Origin of the sequence: Sulfitobacter sp. PM12 (assembly GCF_045586035.1) — a bacterium.
Lineage (GTDB): Bacteria > Pseudomonadota > Alphaproteobacteria > Rhodobacterales > Rhodobacteraceae > Sulfitobacter > Sulfitobacter pontiacus.
Window position 1 is genome coordinate 64,272 of the sequence record NZ_CP151530.1, and the last position, 16,396, is coordinate 80,667.

Annotated in this window: 15 protein-coding genes and 1 pseudogene; 10 read left to right on the plus strand and 6 right to left on the minus strand. The window is 59.7% G+C overall.

The window, feature by feature from the left end; translation table 11 throughout:
* Positions 1-14: 14 nt before the first annotated feature.
* Positions 15-1,436, minus strand: a complete 1,422-nt coding sequence (locus tag AADW22_RS15190; protein WP_138865831.1) for a DUF2235 domain-containing protein — start codon at positions 1,434-1,436, stop codon at positions 15-17.
* Positions 1,437-1,610: 174 nt separating this feature from the next.
* Here AADW22_RS15190 and AADW22_RS15195 point away from each other — a divergent pair.
* The 8 genes and pseudogenes from AADW22_RS15195 to tnpC form a co-directional block, all read left to right on the plus strand.
* Positions 1,611-1,847 (plus strand): annotated as a pseudogene (locus tag AADW22_RS15195) (WGR domain-containing protein); the annotation flags it as partial.
* 172 nt (positions 1,848-2,019) lie between these two features.
* On the plus strand, positions 2,020-3,255 hold the full coding sequence (locus tag AADW22_RS15200) for a nucleotidyltransferase (RefSeq protein WP_407474620.1): 1,236 nt from the start codon (positions 2,020-2,022) through the stop codon (positions 3,253-3,255).
* The gene (locus tag AADW22_RS15205) at positions 3,255-4,973 is read left to right on the plus strand and encodes a ThiF family adenylyltransferase (RefSeq protein ID WP_138865834.1); all 1,719 of its coding nucleotides are present in this window, start codon (positions 3,255-3,257) and stop codon (positions 4,971-4,973) included. The genes AADW22_RS15200 and AADW22_RS15205 overlap by 1 nt, the downstream gene beginning before the upstream one ends.
* Positions 4,963-5,475, plus strand: a complete 513-nt coding sequence (locus AADW22_RS15210; RefSeq protein WP_138865835.1) for a Mov34/MPN/PAD-1 family protein — start codon at positions 4,963-4,965, stop codon at positions 5,473-5,475. Before AADW22_RS15205 ends, AADW22_RS15210 begins: the two co-directional genes overlap by 11 nt.
* A gap of 92 nt (positions 5,476-5,567) precedes the next feature.
* Positions 5,568-6,695 carry an SAVED domain-containing protein gene (locus tag AADW22_RS15215; RefSeq protein ID WP_138865836.1) on the plus strand — a complete coding sequence of 376 codons (1,128 nt, stop codon included), beginning with the start codon at positions 5,568-5,570 and terminating at the stop codon, positions 6,693-6,695.
* A 220-nt stretch (positions 6,696-6,915) separates the two neighbouring features.
* Positions 6,916-7,344, plus strand: coding sequence for an IS66-like element accessory protein TnpA (gene tnpA / locus AADW22_RS15220; protein ID WP_407474621.1), 429 nt, complete (start codon positions 6,916-6,918; stop codon positions 7,342-7,344).
* On the plus strand, positions 7,341-7,691 hold the full coding sequence (gene tnpB / locus AADW22_RS15225) for an IS66 family insertion sequence element accessory protein TnpB (protein ID WP_407474622.1): 351 nt from the start codon (positions 7,341-7,343) through the stop codon (positions 7,689-7,691). The genes tnpA and tnpB overlap by 4 nt, the downstream gene beginning before the upstream one ends.
* A gap of 60 nt (positions 7,692-7,751) precedes the next feature.
* A complete protein-coding gene (tnpC, locus tag AADW22_RS15230; protein WP_407474623.1) occupies positions 7,752-9,383 on the plus strand; it encodes an IS66 family transposase in 1,632 nt (543 codons plus the stop codon).
* Here tnpC and AADW22_RS15235 read toward each other — a convergent pair.
* Positions 9,364-9,597, minus strand: a complete 234-nt coding sequence (locus AADW22_RS15235) for a DUF6429 family protein (RefSeq protein WP_407474631.1) — start codon at positions 9,595-9,597, stop codon at positions 9,364-9,366. The genes tnpC and AADW22_RS15235 overlap by 20 nt on opposite strands.
* Before the next feature lie 74 nt (positions 9,598-9,671).
* On the opposite strand from AADW22_RS15235, the gene AADW22_RS15240 reads away from it, so the two are divergent.
* Together AADW22_RS15240 and AADW22_RS15245 are read left to right on the plus strand one after the other, a co-directional pair.
* Entirely contained in the window at positions 9,672-11,171 is a 1,500-nt protein-coding gene (locus AADW22_RS15240) for a nucleotide-binding domain-containing protein (RefSeq protein ID WP_407474624.1), read from the plus strand.
* A 16-nt stretch (positions 11,172-11,187) separates the two neighbouring features.
* Positions 11,188-12,330 (plus strand): SAVED domain-containing protein, encoded by a 1,143-nt coding sequence (locus tag AADW22_RS15245; protein WP_138865838.1) that lies wholly within the window; start codon positions 11,188-11,190, stop codon positions 12,328-12,330.
* A gap of 227 nt (positions 12,331-12,557) precedes the next feature.
* On the opposite strand, the gene virB11 is transcribed toward AADW22_RS15245, so the two are convergent.
* Genes virB11 through AADW22_RS15265 form a run of 4 tightly spaced genes read right to left on the minus strand, consistent with a single transcriptional unit; the run spans position 12,558 to position 16,385 of the window.
* Positions 12,558-13,538, minus strand: coding sequence for a P-type DNA transfer ATPase VirB11 (gene virB11 / locus AADW22_RS15250; RefSeq protein ID WP_284376280.1), 981 nt, complete (start codon positions 13,536-13,538; stop codon positions 12,558-12,560).
* Positions 13,538-14,962, minus strand: coding sequence for a TrbI/VirB10 family protein (locus AADW22_RS15255; protein WP_407474625.1), 1,425 nt, complete (start codon positions 14,960-14,962; stop codon positions 13,538-13,540). Before AADW22_RS15255 ends, virB11 begins: the two co-directional genes overlap by 1 nt.
* A 2-nt stretch (positions 14,963-14,964) precedes the next feature.
* Positions 14,965-15,699, minus strand: a complete 735-nt coding sequence (locus AADW22_RS15260) for a TrbG/VirB9 family P-type conjugative transfer protein (RefSeq protein ID WP_172431763.1) — start codon at positions 15,697-15,699, stop codon at positions 14,965-14,967.
* A gap of 5 nt (positions 15,700-15,704) precedes the next feature.
* A complete protein-coding gene (locus AADW22_RS15265) occupies positions 15,705-16,385 on the minus strand; it encodes a virB8 family protein (protein WP_172431764.1) in 681 nt (226 codons plus the stop codon).
* Between the last annotated feature and the right edge of the window lie 11 nt (positions 16,386-16,396).

A 16,396-nucleotide genomic window follows, 5' to 3' on the forward strand; every position in this document is an offset into this window, starting at 1 on the left:
CGTCGACTAGTCCCCTATTCGTCGTAGTAGAATTTCAAGTCGCGTCGCTCTTTCAACTGGGCAGGTCGGTAGGGCTTAACCTCGCCACACTGGGCGACGGCCTTGGCTCGCATGCGCTCTTCGACTGAAGGATGGAGCGGGAAGTCGTCGCCAACTGCGCGAATTCCCTTCTTCCAGCGGATGCGGAGGGGGCCAAATGCTACCAACGCGTCTTCGCGGTGCTGCAAACCCAGAGGGTCAGGGGCGCGGTTCAAGACGTTCTCGTTGATCTGGATCGACGGCACGCAGTCTTTCAATTCGTCGACCATCCAATCGAGGGCGATATCGCTCAGGCGGGACTCTGCCTCGGGATAGCTTCCGCCGATGTCGCTATGGCAGCCCGGGAACCAGACCTGCTTCAACCACTTCGGCTCTCGATCTTTGGTTTCGATCGCGGCCGCCTTGGATGCCCATCCGACCCTTGGAAAGTCAGCACGGTCTTCGTCGATCGCCATGGCGTGACGGGCGTGTTGGACATCGGGATCAAGCCACTTGTCGTAGTTGCGCTTGTTCCAAGCCGCGAAATGACCCGTCTTGAGAATCTGCGGCCAATCGGTTGGGTGCCATAGCGTCAGTTTGTGCTCAGGATCGTCAGAGAAATATTTGAAGTTGTCGAGCAACAGGGAACCAAGCTGCCAAAGAAGCGCTACTAGTAGGACGCCGAGTGGAACAACCAAAAGCCAAGACCACCCGAATGCAGCACCTGCGGCAAAAGCCGCTCCGACCCCGAAAGTGACGCCCCAGACCAAGGTGCGGACAACTGCCGTTCGCAGTGATGCCACCGTGTCGAAGACCCCGATGAAGGTAGGCTGAACGTTGCCTTGGTTGTCTTCACCTTCATTGGGAAAGCTCGAATACTTCTTGCGGAATCGTTTGCCGAGCTCTTCACGGTTCTTGAAGTAAGGATCTTGTCCGCGCGGTTTTCCAGCACCGTGATTATACACGAATTTTACAGCGTCCTTGGCGATCTTGCGCAATCCGGGGCCGTAACGCGGGACCGGCGAACCATCTGGCATCTGCGTCGGGACACCGCAGAGGTTCATAACGTTTGCCAGTGCTCTTACTGTGTAGGCCCCGCGCGAGAACCCAAACAGCAGCACGCGATCACCGGGCTCGTAATGGGCGATGATCTGCTCGTAGCAATCGATGATGTTGTGGTCGATGCCAGTTCCGACGGCGCTTTCCAGGATCGGCTTGATCCGACCGAAAAACCCACCGCGTTCTCCTGTTCCCAGGCCCGGGTCGTAAAAAGCCACTTGGTCCTTAGGGCTAATTGGTGAATCTGGGCCGGGACGCATGGCTCGATACATTTTGTAGACATTCGACAGCCGTTGGTCCGGCCTGGCGCCACCCATCTGGCCGGTTCCGTCCGAGAATATGCAGATGTTCTTTACCATTTGTCGCCCTATTCAAGAACACGAAGTACAGTCGAAGTCCTAAACCTGCAGCAGTTCTGCCATGCTAGGAGTGAGTGCAGCGGAAATGTTTCGCCCGAGTCGGGAAAAATTAGAACATAGTGGAAACACGGATGTCCACCTGATATTGTGGCGCACAAGAAAGGAGTGCCCAATATGTTGGACAAGAAGCAGCAAATGGAAGTGTTCCCGACGACGATCGATCTCAAGCGGATCGATCCGTCTCTCAACATGCGGCGCTTCTATCGAATGAGCGTTCAGTCAGAACTCTTTGGCGGCGCATGTCTCGTGCGGGAATGGGGCCGCATCGGGTTTCGAGGACAGATGCTAATCGAACAGCACCCCGACGAGGGTATCGAGCTGCTGTCGATCAACGAGAGCAGCGGGTCTCGGGTGTGCCAATCGTTAGCGATGCCATTGCCGCCAGCCAAGACGAACGTAAAATCAAGAGCATACGGGCTGAAGAGCCATAGAAAATCTGCAAATACGGTTCCGCAAAAAGGTTGAAAAGTCGGGGCCAAACGAACATCTTTAAGTTGAGGTCGATTGAGTTAGGAAGTTGATGATGAACACGAGTTCGAACATAGGTTTTGGCTATAACGTCGCGATTGAAAAACTTGCTGAAGAATTGGCAGTGCCACAAGATCGCTTTGATCAAGCCGAACGACGCTACAAGGACCTTGGCGAGTTCTTGCATCGCGATGAGTCCAAGGTTCGTGACCATGATCCCGATGTCTATATTCAAGGCTCGTTCGCGCTCGGCACGCCGATCAAGCCGACGTCAAAGAACGAAGACTACGATCTCGACATCGTTGTTTCTTTCCGGTCTCTGACAAAAGCGCAGATTACCCAGGCAGATCTCCGCGCTCATCTGCTGGCTGAGCTCGAGGCGTATCGCGATGCGCGAGGGATCAAAAACGAGGTAGGTGAGTCTAGAAGGTGCTGCACCTTGATCTACGCCGATGGTGCGCAATTTCACATGGACGTGTTGCCGGCGGTTCCAGACGAGGCAAATATGCGCGCGATCCTTTCTACTTACCTCGCGGATCAAGCGCTTGCGGAAGGTGCGATCGCCATCACCGACAGCGATAAGGCTGAAACTTACCATGTCATTACGGATGATTGGCGCACGAGCAATCCCAGGGGCTTTGCCGCATGGTTCAAGTCAAGGCAGATCGAACAACTGAACGAACGTAGAAGGGCAATCCTGGACGCCCAAGGCAAAGTGACAGCGAGTGTGGAGGACGTCCCGGTATTTCGGGTAAGAACACCTCTCCAGTCATCCATCATGATTTTGAAACGTCACAGAGATGAGTGGTTCGCGGCGCGGGATAAGGACCTGAAGGTTATCAGTGTGATCCTCACGACGCTCTCGACCCATGCGTATGCAGGCGAAGCAAGGGTATCGGATGCAATTGCCAAGATTCTGAGGGATATGCATCTCGCGATCGAAGAGCGGAATGGGGTGTCATGGATCGCCAACCCTACGGACCCTTCAGAGAATTTTGCGGATAGGTGGGAAAAATTTCCCGGGCGCCGGGAATCCTTCTTTGCGTGGCTTGAGGCTGCTCGAACGGATTTTGGTGCCGTTCAAAGGTTCAGCGACACAAATATTGTTCTAAACGAGCTCTCACGAAATCTTGGAAGCACCCTCGTTGAAGGTGCGCGCTCGAGGGTAGCGACATCTGCGGGGTCACGTGCGGCATCCGTTGCTCCTGCCGCTGCAGCCGGGGCTTCTGCGCCCGGTCTCGTCTTTGGTGGTGAGGATCGGAGGCCGACGGAGCCAAAAGGTTTTGGTTGATGGACTTCACAGTCGGCGAAGCGCGGCTAATCCGTGAGTGTGAAGAGCTCGCTGACCTAGCCGCGGCATCAGATTGGCTGGAAGAACCCCAATTCAGCAAAAACGCCGATGGCCTGCTGACTTGGTCGTTTGTTCTGCTCGCCGGGGAGCGTCGCATTCCATTGCGGCTGGTTTTCCCAGCACTTTTTCCAGATCTGCCACCATTTGTACTTCCAGCCGACAGCTCGGTCCGGCTATCCCAGCACCAGTATGGCGAGGGTGGCGAACTATGCCTTCAGTATAGACCGGATAACTGGCACCCCGACTGCAAAAGCACGGATGTGGTCCGGAGTGCCAAAGCACTTCTCGAGGCAACCCCAAAGGACGATGCTTTCTCAGACGTGGAAAGCGCTCATCCAGCCGACTTACCTTCGTTGCTCTCGGGGTGCTCCCGGCGCTTCATGCTACCGCCTGACACCGCACGGCTTTTAAGGTTGCGCCTTGCCGGACACGCAACCGATATTCATATGACTTTGGAGCGCCGGGTTGGGGGTTCTGAAGTTCTTGTTGCTCGCATCGCGAGCATCGGGCTGGATTCTGGTTTACGGGTGCCGATTGATGGTGCGGGATTTGGGGGAAGGGTGGTCCCTGGGGTCCTATATCGATTGCCCGATATTCGACAAATTCCAGATCTGCATCCCGAAGAGCTGAAGGGGCTCCTGTACCAGTACCTGCCTTCATGGCTCCGTAAATGGGTAGAAGACGCCGGCGACATGTTGGTTGTCATGTCAAATGGTAGGCGAGAGGTATTGCTGCGCGTTCGGCACAACGGATCGAAACGAAAGATTGACCTGTTTCATACCTTTGAACCGCCGAAGGCTAGAGAACGCCGACTCCACGGGAAGATGTTTCGAGAATCTAGCATCTGCATCATTGGCGCAGGTTCGCTGGGATCAAAAGTGGCCGCCAGTCTTGCGCGCGAAGGCGTCGGTCATTTCATGTTGCTGGATAATGATGTTCTTTGGTCCGACAACTTGGTTCGAAACGAACTCGATGAAATGGATGTGGGGCATCACAAGGCAGTTTCTCTAAGGCACAGATTGTTGCGAATAAATCCGGCAGTAAAAGTCGGTGCTTTGGGTATGAGTCTGACGTCTCAATCCGCTGTCCAGCATATTGCTCAGTTGAGCGAGATCATCAGCACTTGTGATCTCGTCATAGATACGACGGCTGATAGCGGAGTGTTTCGAATGGCAGCGGCCATTTGCACGCAGAAGCGTAAACCCCTCGTTTGGGGACGAGTCTACGCGGGAGGGCTCGGAGGATTGATTGCACGAAGTATCCCGTCTGAAGATCCGCCACCACTGACCGCTGCAACTCAATTGCGAGCATGGTGCGACGAGAAAGGTATGGCACCGCCAGAGGGCCGCGAGCACAATTACGGGGTGCAAGGTGATGACGACGATGAACCCCTCTTCGCTTCTGACGGCGATGTGGGTGTCATTGCCAATAGGCTGGCACGTCACGCCCTAGACGCCCTGGCAATCACAGAGATGAGAGTTCATCCGGAACCTGCCTACTTTGTCGGGCTGCGCAAAGGTTGGATCTTTGATCATCCCTTCGACACCCACCCAGTTATTTTCGCTCCTCACGAAGGATGGGAAAAGGGCAGCACTAGTTGTGCAGAAGAGGGCGTTGAACGCGTCATGACTCACCTTGGAGTACAAGATGACGCTTAGCCTCACAGTCTCACGCTCGCAGCTTGCTAAACTGCAGACCCACCTCAAGAAGGGCGGCAACCGCGAGATCGGCGGGTGGTTGGTTGCAGAACAGACAGCTCCGGGAAAATTTGATCTCGTCGGTTTAACCGTCGATCTTGAGGCAGGGACACGAGATCGTTTCGATAGTTTACCTGAGCCCCACTCACAACAGATGGATCGGATCTTGCTGGAGAATAGCGGTCGCGCTGGACGGGTTGACTATCTTGGCGAGTGGCACTCGCACCCGACATTCCCACCAATACCTAGCGAGATCGACGTGGCCGCGATGACGGATATGGTAGAAAACAGCGGACCTTCGTTTGCGGCGTTGGTTATCGTCCGTCTAATCGCCAACGCCTCGATTCAGGCTACTATTACCACGTTTCAACGTGGCCAATTGCCCGAGGCCGGCCAGTTGATAATTGCGGATGAAGTTTCAGAAGCTGAATTTGGCGAGGGTTGGCAACTGCCGGAACACTAGCATCATTCGGTAGCCTGAAATTGGTTGGGTCCTCGACTGACCATCCCATCGTAACTCGCTGTGGCGGCACTATTCAAAAATGGAGCAGAAAATTGTCTAGTTCAAACATCCCGGCCAAGATTCAGACCCAATTGTGGGCTTTGGCGGCGGGTCGATGTGAATTTTCAGGATGCAACAAGCTCCTTGTCGGGGATCTAATCGCTGGCAAGGAAGACGGAAAGTTCGGTTTCATCGCGCATATTGTGGCAGATAGCGAGAATGGTCCGAGGGGTGACAAAGTCCGTTCGCCACTTCTCGCCCGCGACATCAGCAACCTGATGCTAATGTGTCCCGTCCATCACAAGGAAATCGACGTAGATCACGTGGACGACTATCCGGAAGAAACGCTCGTGGCAATGAAGCGCGAGCACGAAGAGCGGATCGAGACTGTTACAGATATGGACTCTGACCGCGCAGCTCATGTGCTCCGTTTCGCGGCAACTATCGGCCAGATGGACTCGCTGGTTTCCACCAAAGCCATCTTTGCCGCTATGCCTCCCGACAGACATCCGGCGGAGCGACGAACCATCGACATCGAGCTAAATTCCGAAATCAAGGATGATGAACCGGGATTTTGGGGCATGCAAAGCGCGCATCTGCATCGTCAGTTTCAACGCAAGGTGAAGGAGCGGATAGAGCAGAAGGAGATCCTTCAGTTGAGTGTGTTTGCGCTTGCTCCGCAGCCTCTTCTCATTGAGCTCGGTACATTGCTGGGTGACATCATGCCCGTGTGTGTTCACCAAAAATATCGCGAGCCATCTACTTGGAAATGGCAACTCCACCAGCCGTCGATAAATTTCAAAATTGGCGAGTACTCTGGGCCGAAGGACGTACCAGTCGCCCTCAAGCTGGCGCTCAGCGCGACTGTAGATGATCAGAGAATTCGCTCGGTTCTGGGCGATAACGCTGCAATCTGGTCGATCACGGCAGAGGATCCTCATAACGACATCATGCGAAGACAGGACGATCTTGCAATCTATAAGACTCACCTTCGCAGGCTCTTTGATCGGATCAAGGCCCACCACGGCGAGGATGCGACTATCAACGTATTTCCTGTTCTTCCGGCTTCCGCGGCTGTCGAAACGGGTCGCTCTCGAATGCCCAAAGCCGATCTGCCTTTGGTGATCTACGATCAAAAACCGGGGAAGGGGTTCGAGCCAACGATCAAGATTAGCGCTTAGGCCATTGTAAATCACCGAGCGCAAATTTTCATACCTTCGCGGGATTGGCCGCCTCTCTTCTACTCAGCCCTGCCTTCGCCAAATCAGTAGACGACGGGCATAAGCACCGTATGGTGGTTTAATATAATGGAATTCCCTTTGACGAATACCAGGCCTGTTGAGTAAGTCTCCGGGGAGGACCGTCTTTCGGACTTGAGGCTGGCGGCGTAGGTCCGGCGCTATGTCCGACCATAGATACAGACCTGAAGTAGAGATCCTTTCTGTCACCGATACCGGGCGCCGCCGGCGCTGGACGGATGAAGAGAAGGTGCGCATCGTTGAAGAGAGCTTTGGCGGTCGAGGGCGTGTCGCCGAGACAGCCCGGCGTCATGATATTGGCCGCACCCTGCTGGTGCGCTGGCGTCGTCAATACCGCGAAGGCCGGCTGATGACGGGCAACGAGGCGCGCCCGCGATTCACACCGTTGGCCATCGCCACTCCTGATGCACCCGAGGGTCACGACGGGCCGTTCGCACCGGTTCCGACGCCAGCGACAGCCCAGGTCCAGATGGCAGATATTACCTTGATGAATGGCCGCCGCCTGTCCGTGGCCGCCACGATCGACCCGATGGCACTGGCGCGCCTTGTGCAAGCACTGGATCCATCATGATCGCTTTCCCGACGGGGGTGCGCGTGTGGATCGCAGGCGGGGTTACCGACATGCGGCGCGGCATGAACACCTTGGCGTTGACGGTGCAGCAGGGTCTGGGGCGCGATCCTCACGCGGGCGAGATCTTCTGCTTTCGCGGGCGCAAGGGCGACCTGGTCAAGCTTCTCTGGCACGACGGGGTGGGCATGTCGCTCTATACCAAGCGGCTGGAGGCGGGGAAGTTCATCTGGCCGACCAGTGGAAGCGGCGAGGCGGTGCAGATCTCCGCAGCCCAGCTCGGATATCTCCTGGAGGGGATCGACTGGCGCAATCCACGCTGGACCCAACGCCCTGCAAAGGCGGGATAAATTGGCCTCATCGGCCTTATTTGCATGGGCTTTCCGTGGTGGGTGTGGTAGGTTTCGGCCATGTCAGATGCCGCTTCCGAGATCGCCCGATTGCGCGCCGCCCTCGCGGCTGTGGAGGCCCGTGCCGAGGCCGCCGAGAGCGAACTGGCGCAGGCCCGGGCGGTAGTCTCGACCTCCGAGGCGATGATCAAGCATCTCCGGCTCGAGATCGCCAAGCTCCGGCGCGCACAATATGGCCACAGCTCGGAACGCCGCGCCCGCCTGATCGACCAGATGGAGTTGCAGCTCGAGGAACTCGAGGCCGCGGCTGCCGAAGACGAGATCGCCGCCGAGAAGGTGGCGAAGACCTCGACCGTCGCCGGGTTTGAGCGCCGCCGCCCGGCTCGTAAACCTTTCCCCGCCCATCTGCCGCGCGAGCGGGTGGTGATCGAAGCACCTTCGGCCTGTAACTGCTGCGGGTCTGACCGCATCGTGAAGATGGGCGAGGATATCACGGAAACGCTCGAGGTCATCCCGCGGCGGTGGAAAGTGATCCAGACGGTACGGGAGAAGTTCACCTGTCGGCATTGCGAGAAGATCAGCCAGCCGCCCGCGCCGTTCCATGCGACGCCGCGGGGCTGGGCGGGACCGAACCTGCTGGCGACGATCCTGTTTGAGAAGTTCGGGCAGCACCAGCCGCTGAACCGGCAGGCGGAACGCTATGCCCGAGAAGGCGTCGATCTCAGCCTGTCCACTCTGGCCGACCAGGTGGGGGCTTGCGCCGCCGCGCTGGAGCCGATCCACGCGCTGATCCAAACCCATGTTCTGGGTGCCGACCGCTTGCATGGCGACGATACGACAGTGCCCCTATTGGCGAAGGGCGGCACGCGAACGGCGCGGCTTTGGACTTATGTCCGGGACGACCGGCCCTTTGCCGGTGGAGCCCCTCCGGCCGCGTTGTTCCACTTCTCCCGCAACAGAGAAATGGCCCATCCCAACCGGCATCTCGCCGGATGGCAGGGGGTGCTCCAGGCCGATGCCTATAGCGGATACAATGATCTCTACCGAGCAGGCCGCGATCACGGCCCGGTCAGTAGCGCGCTCTGCTGGGCGCATGCAAGGAGGAAGTTCTTCGAGCTCGCCGACATCAAGCGCAATGTCCGCAAGGGCAAGCCTGCCCATGACATCTCCCCCGTGGCGCTGGAGGCGGTGGCGCGGATTGACGCGATCTTCGACATTGAGCGCGAGAACAACGGGCTGGACGCCGCAGCCCGGCTCGAAGCCCGCCAACGCCTCTCGCGTCCGCTGATCGACAGCCTGCACGAATGGATGCTGGCCGAGCGCGACAGGATGTCGAAGCACAACCCCGTCGCCAAGGCGATCAACTACATGTTTACGAAGGATCGTTGGGCGGCCTTCACCCGGTTCCTTGATGATGGCCGGATCTGCCTGACGAACAACGCGGCCGAACGGGCGCTGCGGGGCGTGGCCCTTGGCCGGAAGTCTTGGCTCTTCGTCGGTTCCGAGCGGGGCGGAGACCGCGCCGCCTTCATGTATTCCCTCATTGTCACAGCCAAGATGAATGGCATCGATCCGCAAGCCTGGCTGGCCGACGTCCTCGCCCGGCTGCCCGACCTGACCGCCTCGCAGGTGCCCGATCTCCTCCCTTGGAACTGGAAGGCCCAAGAGGCCGCTATTGCGGGGGCCGCGTGAAAAACCTTTGAAACAGGGCCTCTGAGCAACGCAGCCCTTCATCGGTCAGCACCACAGATTTGGCCCGATTAACCGGGTCATGTATCAAACCCTTCCGATGAAGCCGGTCCAGTACCGACCAGTCCATGCCCTTCCAGGCGCGACGCTCCTCATGCAGCGTCAGCCAAAGCAGCCCCAGAACCGCGTCGTCGATCTTGTCCTCGTCAATCTCCATGAACATCAGAGTATCACATCAGGAAGCCCAACGGGTCGCGGTTCTCGCCGGATGCTTACCCTGTTGATCAATTATTGGAAGACTTAGTTGAGGAGCTTCAGGTCCCGCCCGGTCGGTATGAACAGGCTGAGCGCAGTTACAAGTCGCTCGGCGAGTGGTTGCACCGGCCGGACTCGACTGTTCGGGATGACAGTCCCGACGTGTATGTGCAGGGTTCATTTCGGCTGGGGACTGCAATACGGCCCGCGTCAGACGAAGAAGACTATGACATCGATATGGTCTGCCGCCTCGATTACGAGAAGTCGGCACTGACCCAGGCAGAGCTGAAACGTCGCGTCGGCGTCGAAGTCAAAGCCTATGCCCGGCGATATGGCATGAGCAAACCCGAAGACGGGCGCCGTTGCTGGACCCTGGTCTACGCAGATGGCGCACAGTTTCACATGGATGTTCTGCCTGCGGTGCCTGACTTCGAGAAGCGGCGCTATCTGAGTGAAGCGGGCCCCGCGCTTGCCCGACTGGGGGCAACCGCGCTCGCGATCACAGACAAGGAACACGACGGCTTCCGGCAGGAAGGCGGCCGCTGGCCGCGCAGCAATCCCAAAGGCTATGCGCTCTGGTTTCGCGATCGGATGGGCCAGGCGTTCAGAAGTCGTGCTCTCAACGAGGCGCGCAGGATGCAGGCCAGCGTTGAGGATGTTCCTGCATGGCGGGTGCGTACCCCTCTGCAGGGCGCTATCCAGATCCTTAAACGCCATCGCGATCTCATGTTCAGCGACCGGCCGGATGACAAGCCGATCTCCATCCTGATCACGACCCTTGCTGCACATGCCTATAACCAGGAGGAACGCCTCTCCGATGCGCTGTTCTCGATCCTTCACGGAATGGACCGGTATATTACCCGTCGCAATGGCGTGGACTGGCTCGAAAACCCGGCCGACCCCGAGGAAAATTTTGCTGACAAGTGGGAGGAGCACTCCGAACGCCGGGACGCATTCCATGAGTGGCTTCAGCAGGCCCGCAGCGATTTTGCATCGGCACACCAGGCTCTCACTGCCGACGGTGTTGGCGCCGTCCTCAGCGAACGCATGGGGCAGGGGCTGGTCGAACGCGCACTGGGCCGTCGCAATCCGGCCAGGAAACCGGGTGTTCCCGCGCGGCTGGTCCGTGCGGTGAATCTCGTCCTTGCGCCAGCCTATATGCGAAGACCGCGATGGCCGCAGGCTGCGGAAGGTAGCGTGACTATTCGTACGGCGAGCTTCACGCAGCAGGGATTCAGGCCGCAGAGCTTCGTGAGCAATGGCGCGCCGCTTCCCAGAAATTGCAGCCTGCGCTTTGAGGCGGACACAACGGTGACCGGGCGTTTCAAGGTCTACTGGCAGATCGTGAACACCGGAAGGGAAGCCGAGGATGCGGATTGCCTGCGTGGGGGCTTCAGCCCGGACGCGGCGGTCCGGGGAGGTCTGTCCCATTCTGAGAGCGCCCTCTATCGGGGCCAGCACAGCATTGAGTGTTTCATTGTGAAGAATGGCAAACTGGCCGCGCGCAGCGGTCAGTTCATCGTAAATATTGGCTGATCCGGAGGCTGAAGACATGTCGTTCTGGCGCAAACATGGTGACCGGTTTTTCGATGGATTGATCACCTATGTCTTCCGGTTCCCGTCCTGGCCGTCGAGGTTGCTGCGTGCCGGTGTCACATTGATCGTCGCCGGGTTGGGCGTCGGCGGGCTGGCCGGTGATCTTTCCTGGATCGATGCGGACCGCGTCCTGCGGCTGGTCGTGCAGGCGGATGGTGGCGGGCTATCGGTCTACTGGTCCCAGATCACCGTCTTCCTCGGCATTCTGCTCCTCGCTGCGGGGGGTGTCCTTGGTGTGATCGATCACATCGCCGACCGGCGGCAGCTCAGGAAGCAGAGCGTGGTTGTGCTGGAGCACCGCGGGCTGCACCAGACCGTTGATACTCCCCTTGCCTCTGCCGTGCCGAAGCACCTGAAAGGCCGTATCGATCTCCTGCCGGTCGACCACCGGCAGTCGACCTCAACGAGTCAGATCAGCAGTCCCGAAGATGCACTCTCACAGATTGCCGGGTTGCGGCAACAGCTTCGTCAGAAGCGTGATGCGGCGGGTCCTGGCAACGTCAGGCTGGTCTACGGTGGCATGGCTCCGGTTCCGCTGACGTTCCTGACCGGTATGATGGTTGGCAATGAAGCCGGTCTCACCGTGATGGACTGGGATCGTTTCGCAGAAAAATGGCGCGAACCTGACGGCGAAGATGACGGAGACCGGTTCGGCGTTTTCGGAGACGAAGGTCTGAAGGACGATGTTCCGGAGGTAGCTTTGGCCGTCGCTGTTTCCTACCCGTCGGACGCAGACGGTATCAGGGCGACTCTCGGTGATATGCCTCTGATCCGCCTCGCTTTGCCAACTGTGAGCACGACGGCGCACTGGTCTGCCGACAAGCAATCTGCCATGGCGAAAGACTTCACGGATCTTCTGGGTGACCTCATGGCGAAAGGGGTCAAACGCGTTCACCTGTTCATCGCAGCCCCCAACAGCGTTGTATTCACTCTGGGCCGGCACCTCGATGACAGGCTGCATCCCGAGGTGCTGGTCTACCAGTACGAGCGTTCGGCGTCGCCACCGTTTCCCTGGGCGGTTCAGATGCCCACCCACGGGCGGAGTGCAGCGCAGATTGTCAGAAGTGTCGCGATAGCAATCCCTTCCACAGCGAACTGACGAATTACAGGTGACTTGCGGCGAGGTCGGCGCATAATGTTTGATGAGCAAGCCGGCTCTGGCGAGGAACGCTAGGGTCGAGAAACTCCTCTATTTAGCTGTTAATCCCATGTTTTTGTGGGGGGAATTACCAATTCACCGCCCTAAAGAAGTCCGCTTCGGGTATTGGAAGGCAAGGCCAGCGTCGCGCTGTCGCAAACCCGCTCAGCGCTTTTGTTCTGGGGCTTTCAAGACCCCGGCAGATAGAATTCCGTAATCCCCCGCTTCCCTTCGGCCCGCCCCAGCTGCACGATTACATCGATGGATTTCCGGATATATTCCCGAACTTCGGCGAAGGTCAGCGGCGTGCCAGCCTGCAGCACCATGATCGCAAGCCGATCGATGGCAAGTGCAGCGGTTTCAGCGTGGATGGTGGAGACCGACCCGCCATGGCCGGTGTTGATGGCCTCGAGATAAGTCAGGGCCTCGGCGCCGCGCAGCTCGCCGACGATGATCCGGTCGGGGCGCATGCGGAGGGAGGCTTGGAGGAGGGCGTTGGCGCTGCGTTGTGAACCGGCACCTCGGTCGGCCAGGAGAGCGACGGTGTTTGGTTGGCCGGGGAAGAGTTCGAAGGCGTCTTCGATGGTGATCAGCCGTTCGTGTTCGTTTACATGCGTCAGAAGGTGCCGGGCGAAGGTGGTCTTGCCGGTCGAGGTGCCGCCACTGATCAGGACATTGAGCTGGGCCTCGACCAGAGTCCGCAGCGCCGCCTCGAGGTTCTCCTCGGCGAGACTGGCAATGTTCTTCATCTTCTCGGCGCGGAGTGCATCGAGCGAGACGGCCTTGCCGAAGAGATAGGTGGGTGTGTAGTCTCGGACGCTGCCCGACGCGAAGAGGCGGATGGTGATCGAGGCGCCGCGATCGATGGCGGGCGGTACGGCAACCTGGACCCGGAGGGGACGGCCCGCATATTCCACCTTGCCGGAGACGAGGGGGTTCTTTTCAGAGACGCGGGCCTTGGCGTCGCCGACGATGGTCTGGGCCATGTTGAGGGCTGTGGTCCGGTCCACGGTCTGGCCGTCGTGGCGCATGGTGGCGTCGCCCGCGACCTCGAGCCAGACCTTGCCATCCGGGTTGATCGCGATCTCGACCACGTCGTCACGCCTTAGGAGGTCGCGGAACGGGTCGAGATAGCGCTCGAGGTATGAGGCTGGTGATGCCTGATCCATCAGTAAATCACCACATCCCGGTCCACGAGCACGGTGACCGACGCGCCTTGATCGACATAGATCGTCGGCGCGATCGACACCTGATCGGCGATGACCGATCCGACCGCGTCCTGAAGATCGCTGCCAACATCGCCCAGGACGATGCTGGTGGTTTCATTGTTGGCGCTTTCCGCCGCCACCGCAGGCGCGGCTCCGATCACGGAAATCAGTGCAGCTCCGCCGAAGCGCTCGGCAAACTTGGTGTCAACGAGACCGGTTAGGCCCGAGCGGCCAAGCTGATCGCCGCCCACGGCGGCGATCTCCATCGAGGTACCGTCCGGGGTCAGGACGCGGGTCCAGAGGATCAGGATGCGCTTCTGGTTCATCTCGATCCCGGAGCGGTATTGGCCAAAAAGGCGGGAGCCCCGGGGGATCAGGATCCGGTCCCCGGAGAAGGCCGGGACCGGCTCGGAGACCACCGCCACGACAGACCCGGGCAGATCGCTGTTGATGGCGGTCTGGAGCGCCGCCTGGATGACAGACCCTTGGGTCAACGTGCGTTCGGGATGGGTGAGGCGGGCGGCCTCCTGCACCTCGAGCGGCCGCGCACTCTGCAGGAACTGCTCGTTTCCTGACAGGACCGGGCCCCCGGTTCCAGCGGCAGCAGGGTCGGCGACCGCCGCGCCACTTTGGCCACCCCGTGGACCGTCGGCAAAGACTACGGCGGGGGATTTGATCTGCGCGGTCAGAAGCTCTTCGGCGACCCGCTCGGCTTCGCGCTGGCGCTGTTCCTCTTCCTGACGGCGACGCTCTTCGAGCAGGCGCTGATCGGCGATCAGCCCTTCGCGGTCGAGCTCGGCCTCGAGCCCCTCGCGCTGCGCCCGTTCAGCATCGAGCATCGCCTGCAGACCTTCAATGCGGGTCTCGGTCTGGCGCTGCAGGTTGACAAGCTCGGTTTCCTTCGCGGCGAGCGTTGCTTCAAGCGCGGCTTTTTGCTCGTCGAAGGCTTCGCGCAGGTCCGCAACAGCGGACTGGATTTCCGAATTCCGCGCGGCCTGGCTGGCGGCGAGGGCCTCGCGAAGCTTGGCGATCTCGGCCAGCACCTCGGCTCTCGGTTCCGGGGCAGGGGCCGCGGGCACGTCGAGCGCTTCCTCGACGGCGATCAGCGCGTCATTGACCCGTTGCTCGGTCTCGTCAGGCGGGAACTCCAGCCGTCCGCCGGTGCCGGGGCGTCGGTCCTGGAAGGTCTCGACATCAGAGGTCTCGAGCGCACTGTCGCCTTCCTGCAGACCTGTCGCCAGGAAATACGCCACCCCGGCACCGCCAAGAGCGAGAGCGGCGGCGAGGGCGCCGACCCCGAGGCTGTTGCCCCGGCGTTTGGACTTGCCGCGCAGGCTGAATTGATCGAGGCGGTTTTGAAGGTCAGGAGGGGTTTGTTCGGCCATGGTCAGTTGCTCACGTAGATCGCGCTCTCGTCGCGGGCGGCGCAGATCGCCTCGTCGCCGATGCGCAGTGTCCAGTAGGTGTTCACCCCGAGCACGCGGACCGTGTTGCCGGCTTGCGTCCAGTTGACCGTGCGCTCACGGCCCTGGTCATCGGCCTTGAAGAGGGCAGGCTGGCGGGCGTTTTCCGGGAAGACGAAGTAGGTATAGCGCCCGTCGTCATAGATATGGCTGGGGCGGAAATCCCCCTCGCCCGAGACCCGGTAGTTGTAGTTGCGCGGGGCTATGAGGCCCTTGGGCTGGGTTGCACTCGCCGCGCGGCGCTCCTCGTCGGGGTAGCGGAAGCGCACCTCGAAGAACATGCCGGTGCGGTTCGGGATCGAGCCCTCGCGCAGATGGAAGGAATAGGTGCGGCGGTTGGTGATCACCGTCATGTTGGTCGAGGCATTGGCCACATGCGGCTTGATGGTCAGCACGTTGCCAAGCTCGGGGATCGGATCGACCTGGAAACTTTCGGTATCGCCGACAATCACAGCTTCAAACCGCTCGCCCGCCCCGAAATGTATCGTCGTCGAATGCCGAAGATCGGTTTCGATCCGGTAGACCTGGTTTTCATTATAGACGGCGGTGCGGATGCGGATATCGAGCGGGCCGCCTTGCGGCGTGGCCTCGGCGAGTGCGGCAACAGGAAGGGCAAGCGCTAGGAGAAGTGTGGTGAGGAGCGCGGGCAGGGATTTCATCGGGATCAGTTCTCCAGGGTCTCGGCGTCGACGCGGTAGGAGGTCACCACGAAGCCCAAGGGGTTGGCCCAGACGTCCTGCAGGCGCTGGCGGGTTTCGGGTTGGAAGTCGTAGCCGACGGTGGCGACGTAAGAGCGCGTCACGGTGCGGGTGTCGCGGGGACGACGTAGTGTGCGGGTGAAACGGACCTGGGCCACGCCGCGCTCGATCTGGTTGACGGACTTGATCACCACCTCGATCTTGGCGTCACGCCCATAGACGGTGATCGGGTAGTCTTCGTTGGTCGAGGACCAGAGATCGCGCAGCGTGCGGGCGGCGTCGCCGTCCGAACGGTCAAGAACCGAGTTGATGCGTTGCTCGCCATCGGTCAGGTCATAGCTTTCCCGATCATCGACGTAAGCGACGAGATTGGCCTGGATGATGGCGTCGCTCTCGGAAAGCGTCAGCGCCTGAACGGCGGCCACGCGGTCCATCTCGCCGGTTTCCTTGTCGACCACGACCACGAAGGTCTCGGTCGATTTGAGCGGGAAGAGGCTCGCGCCCGCGACCATGCCGGTCACACCGACCAGAACGCCGGCGGCCGCGACGAACCAGGCGAAACGCTCGCGCCGTCTTGGCCCGTAGATGAAATCCACCTCAAAGGCGTCGCGGTCGCTGCTCGCGGAACTGGTTGCGGTTTTCTTCAAGTCTTGGGTCT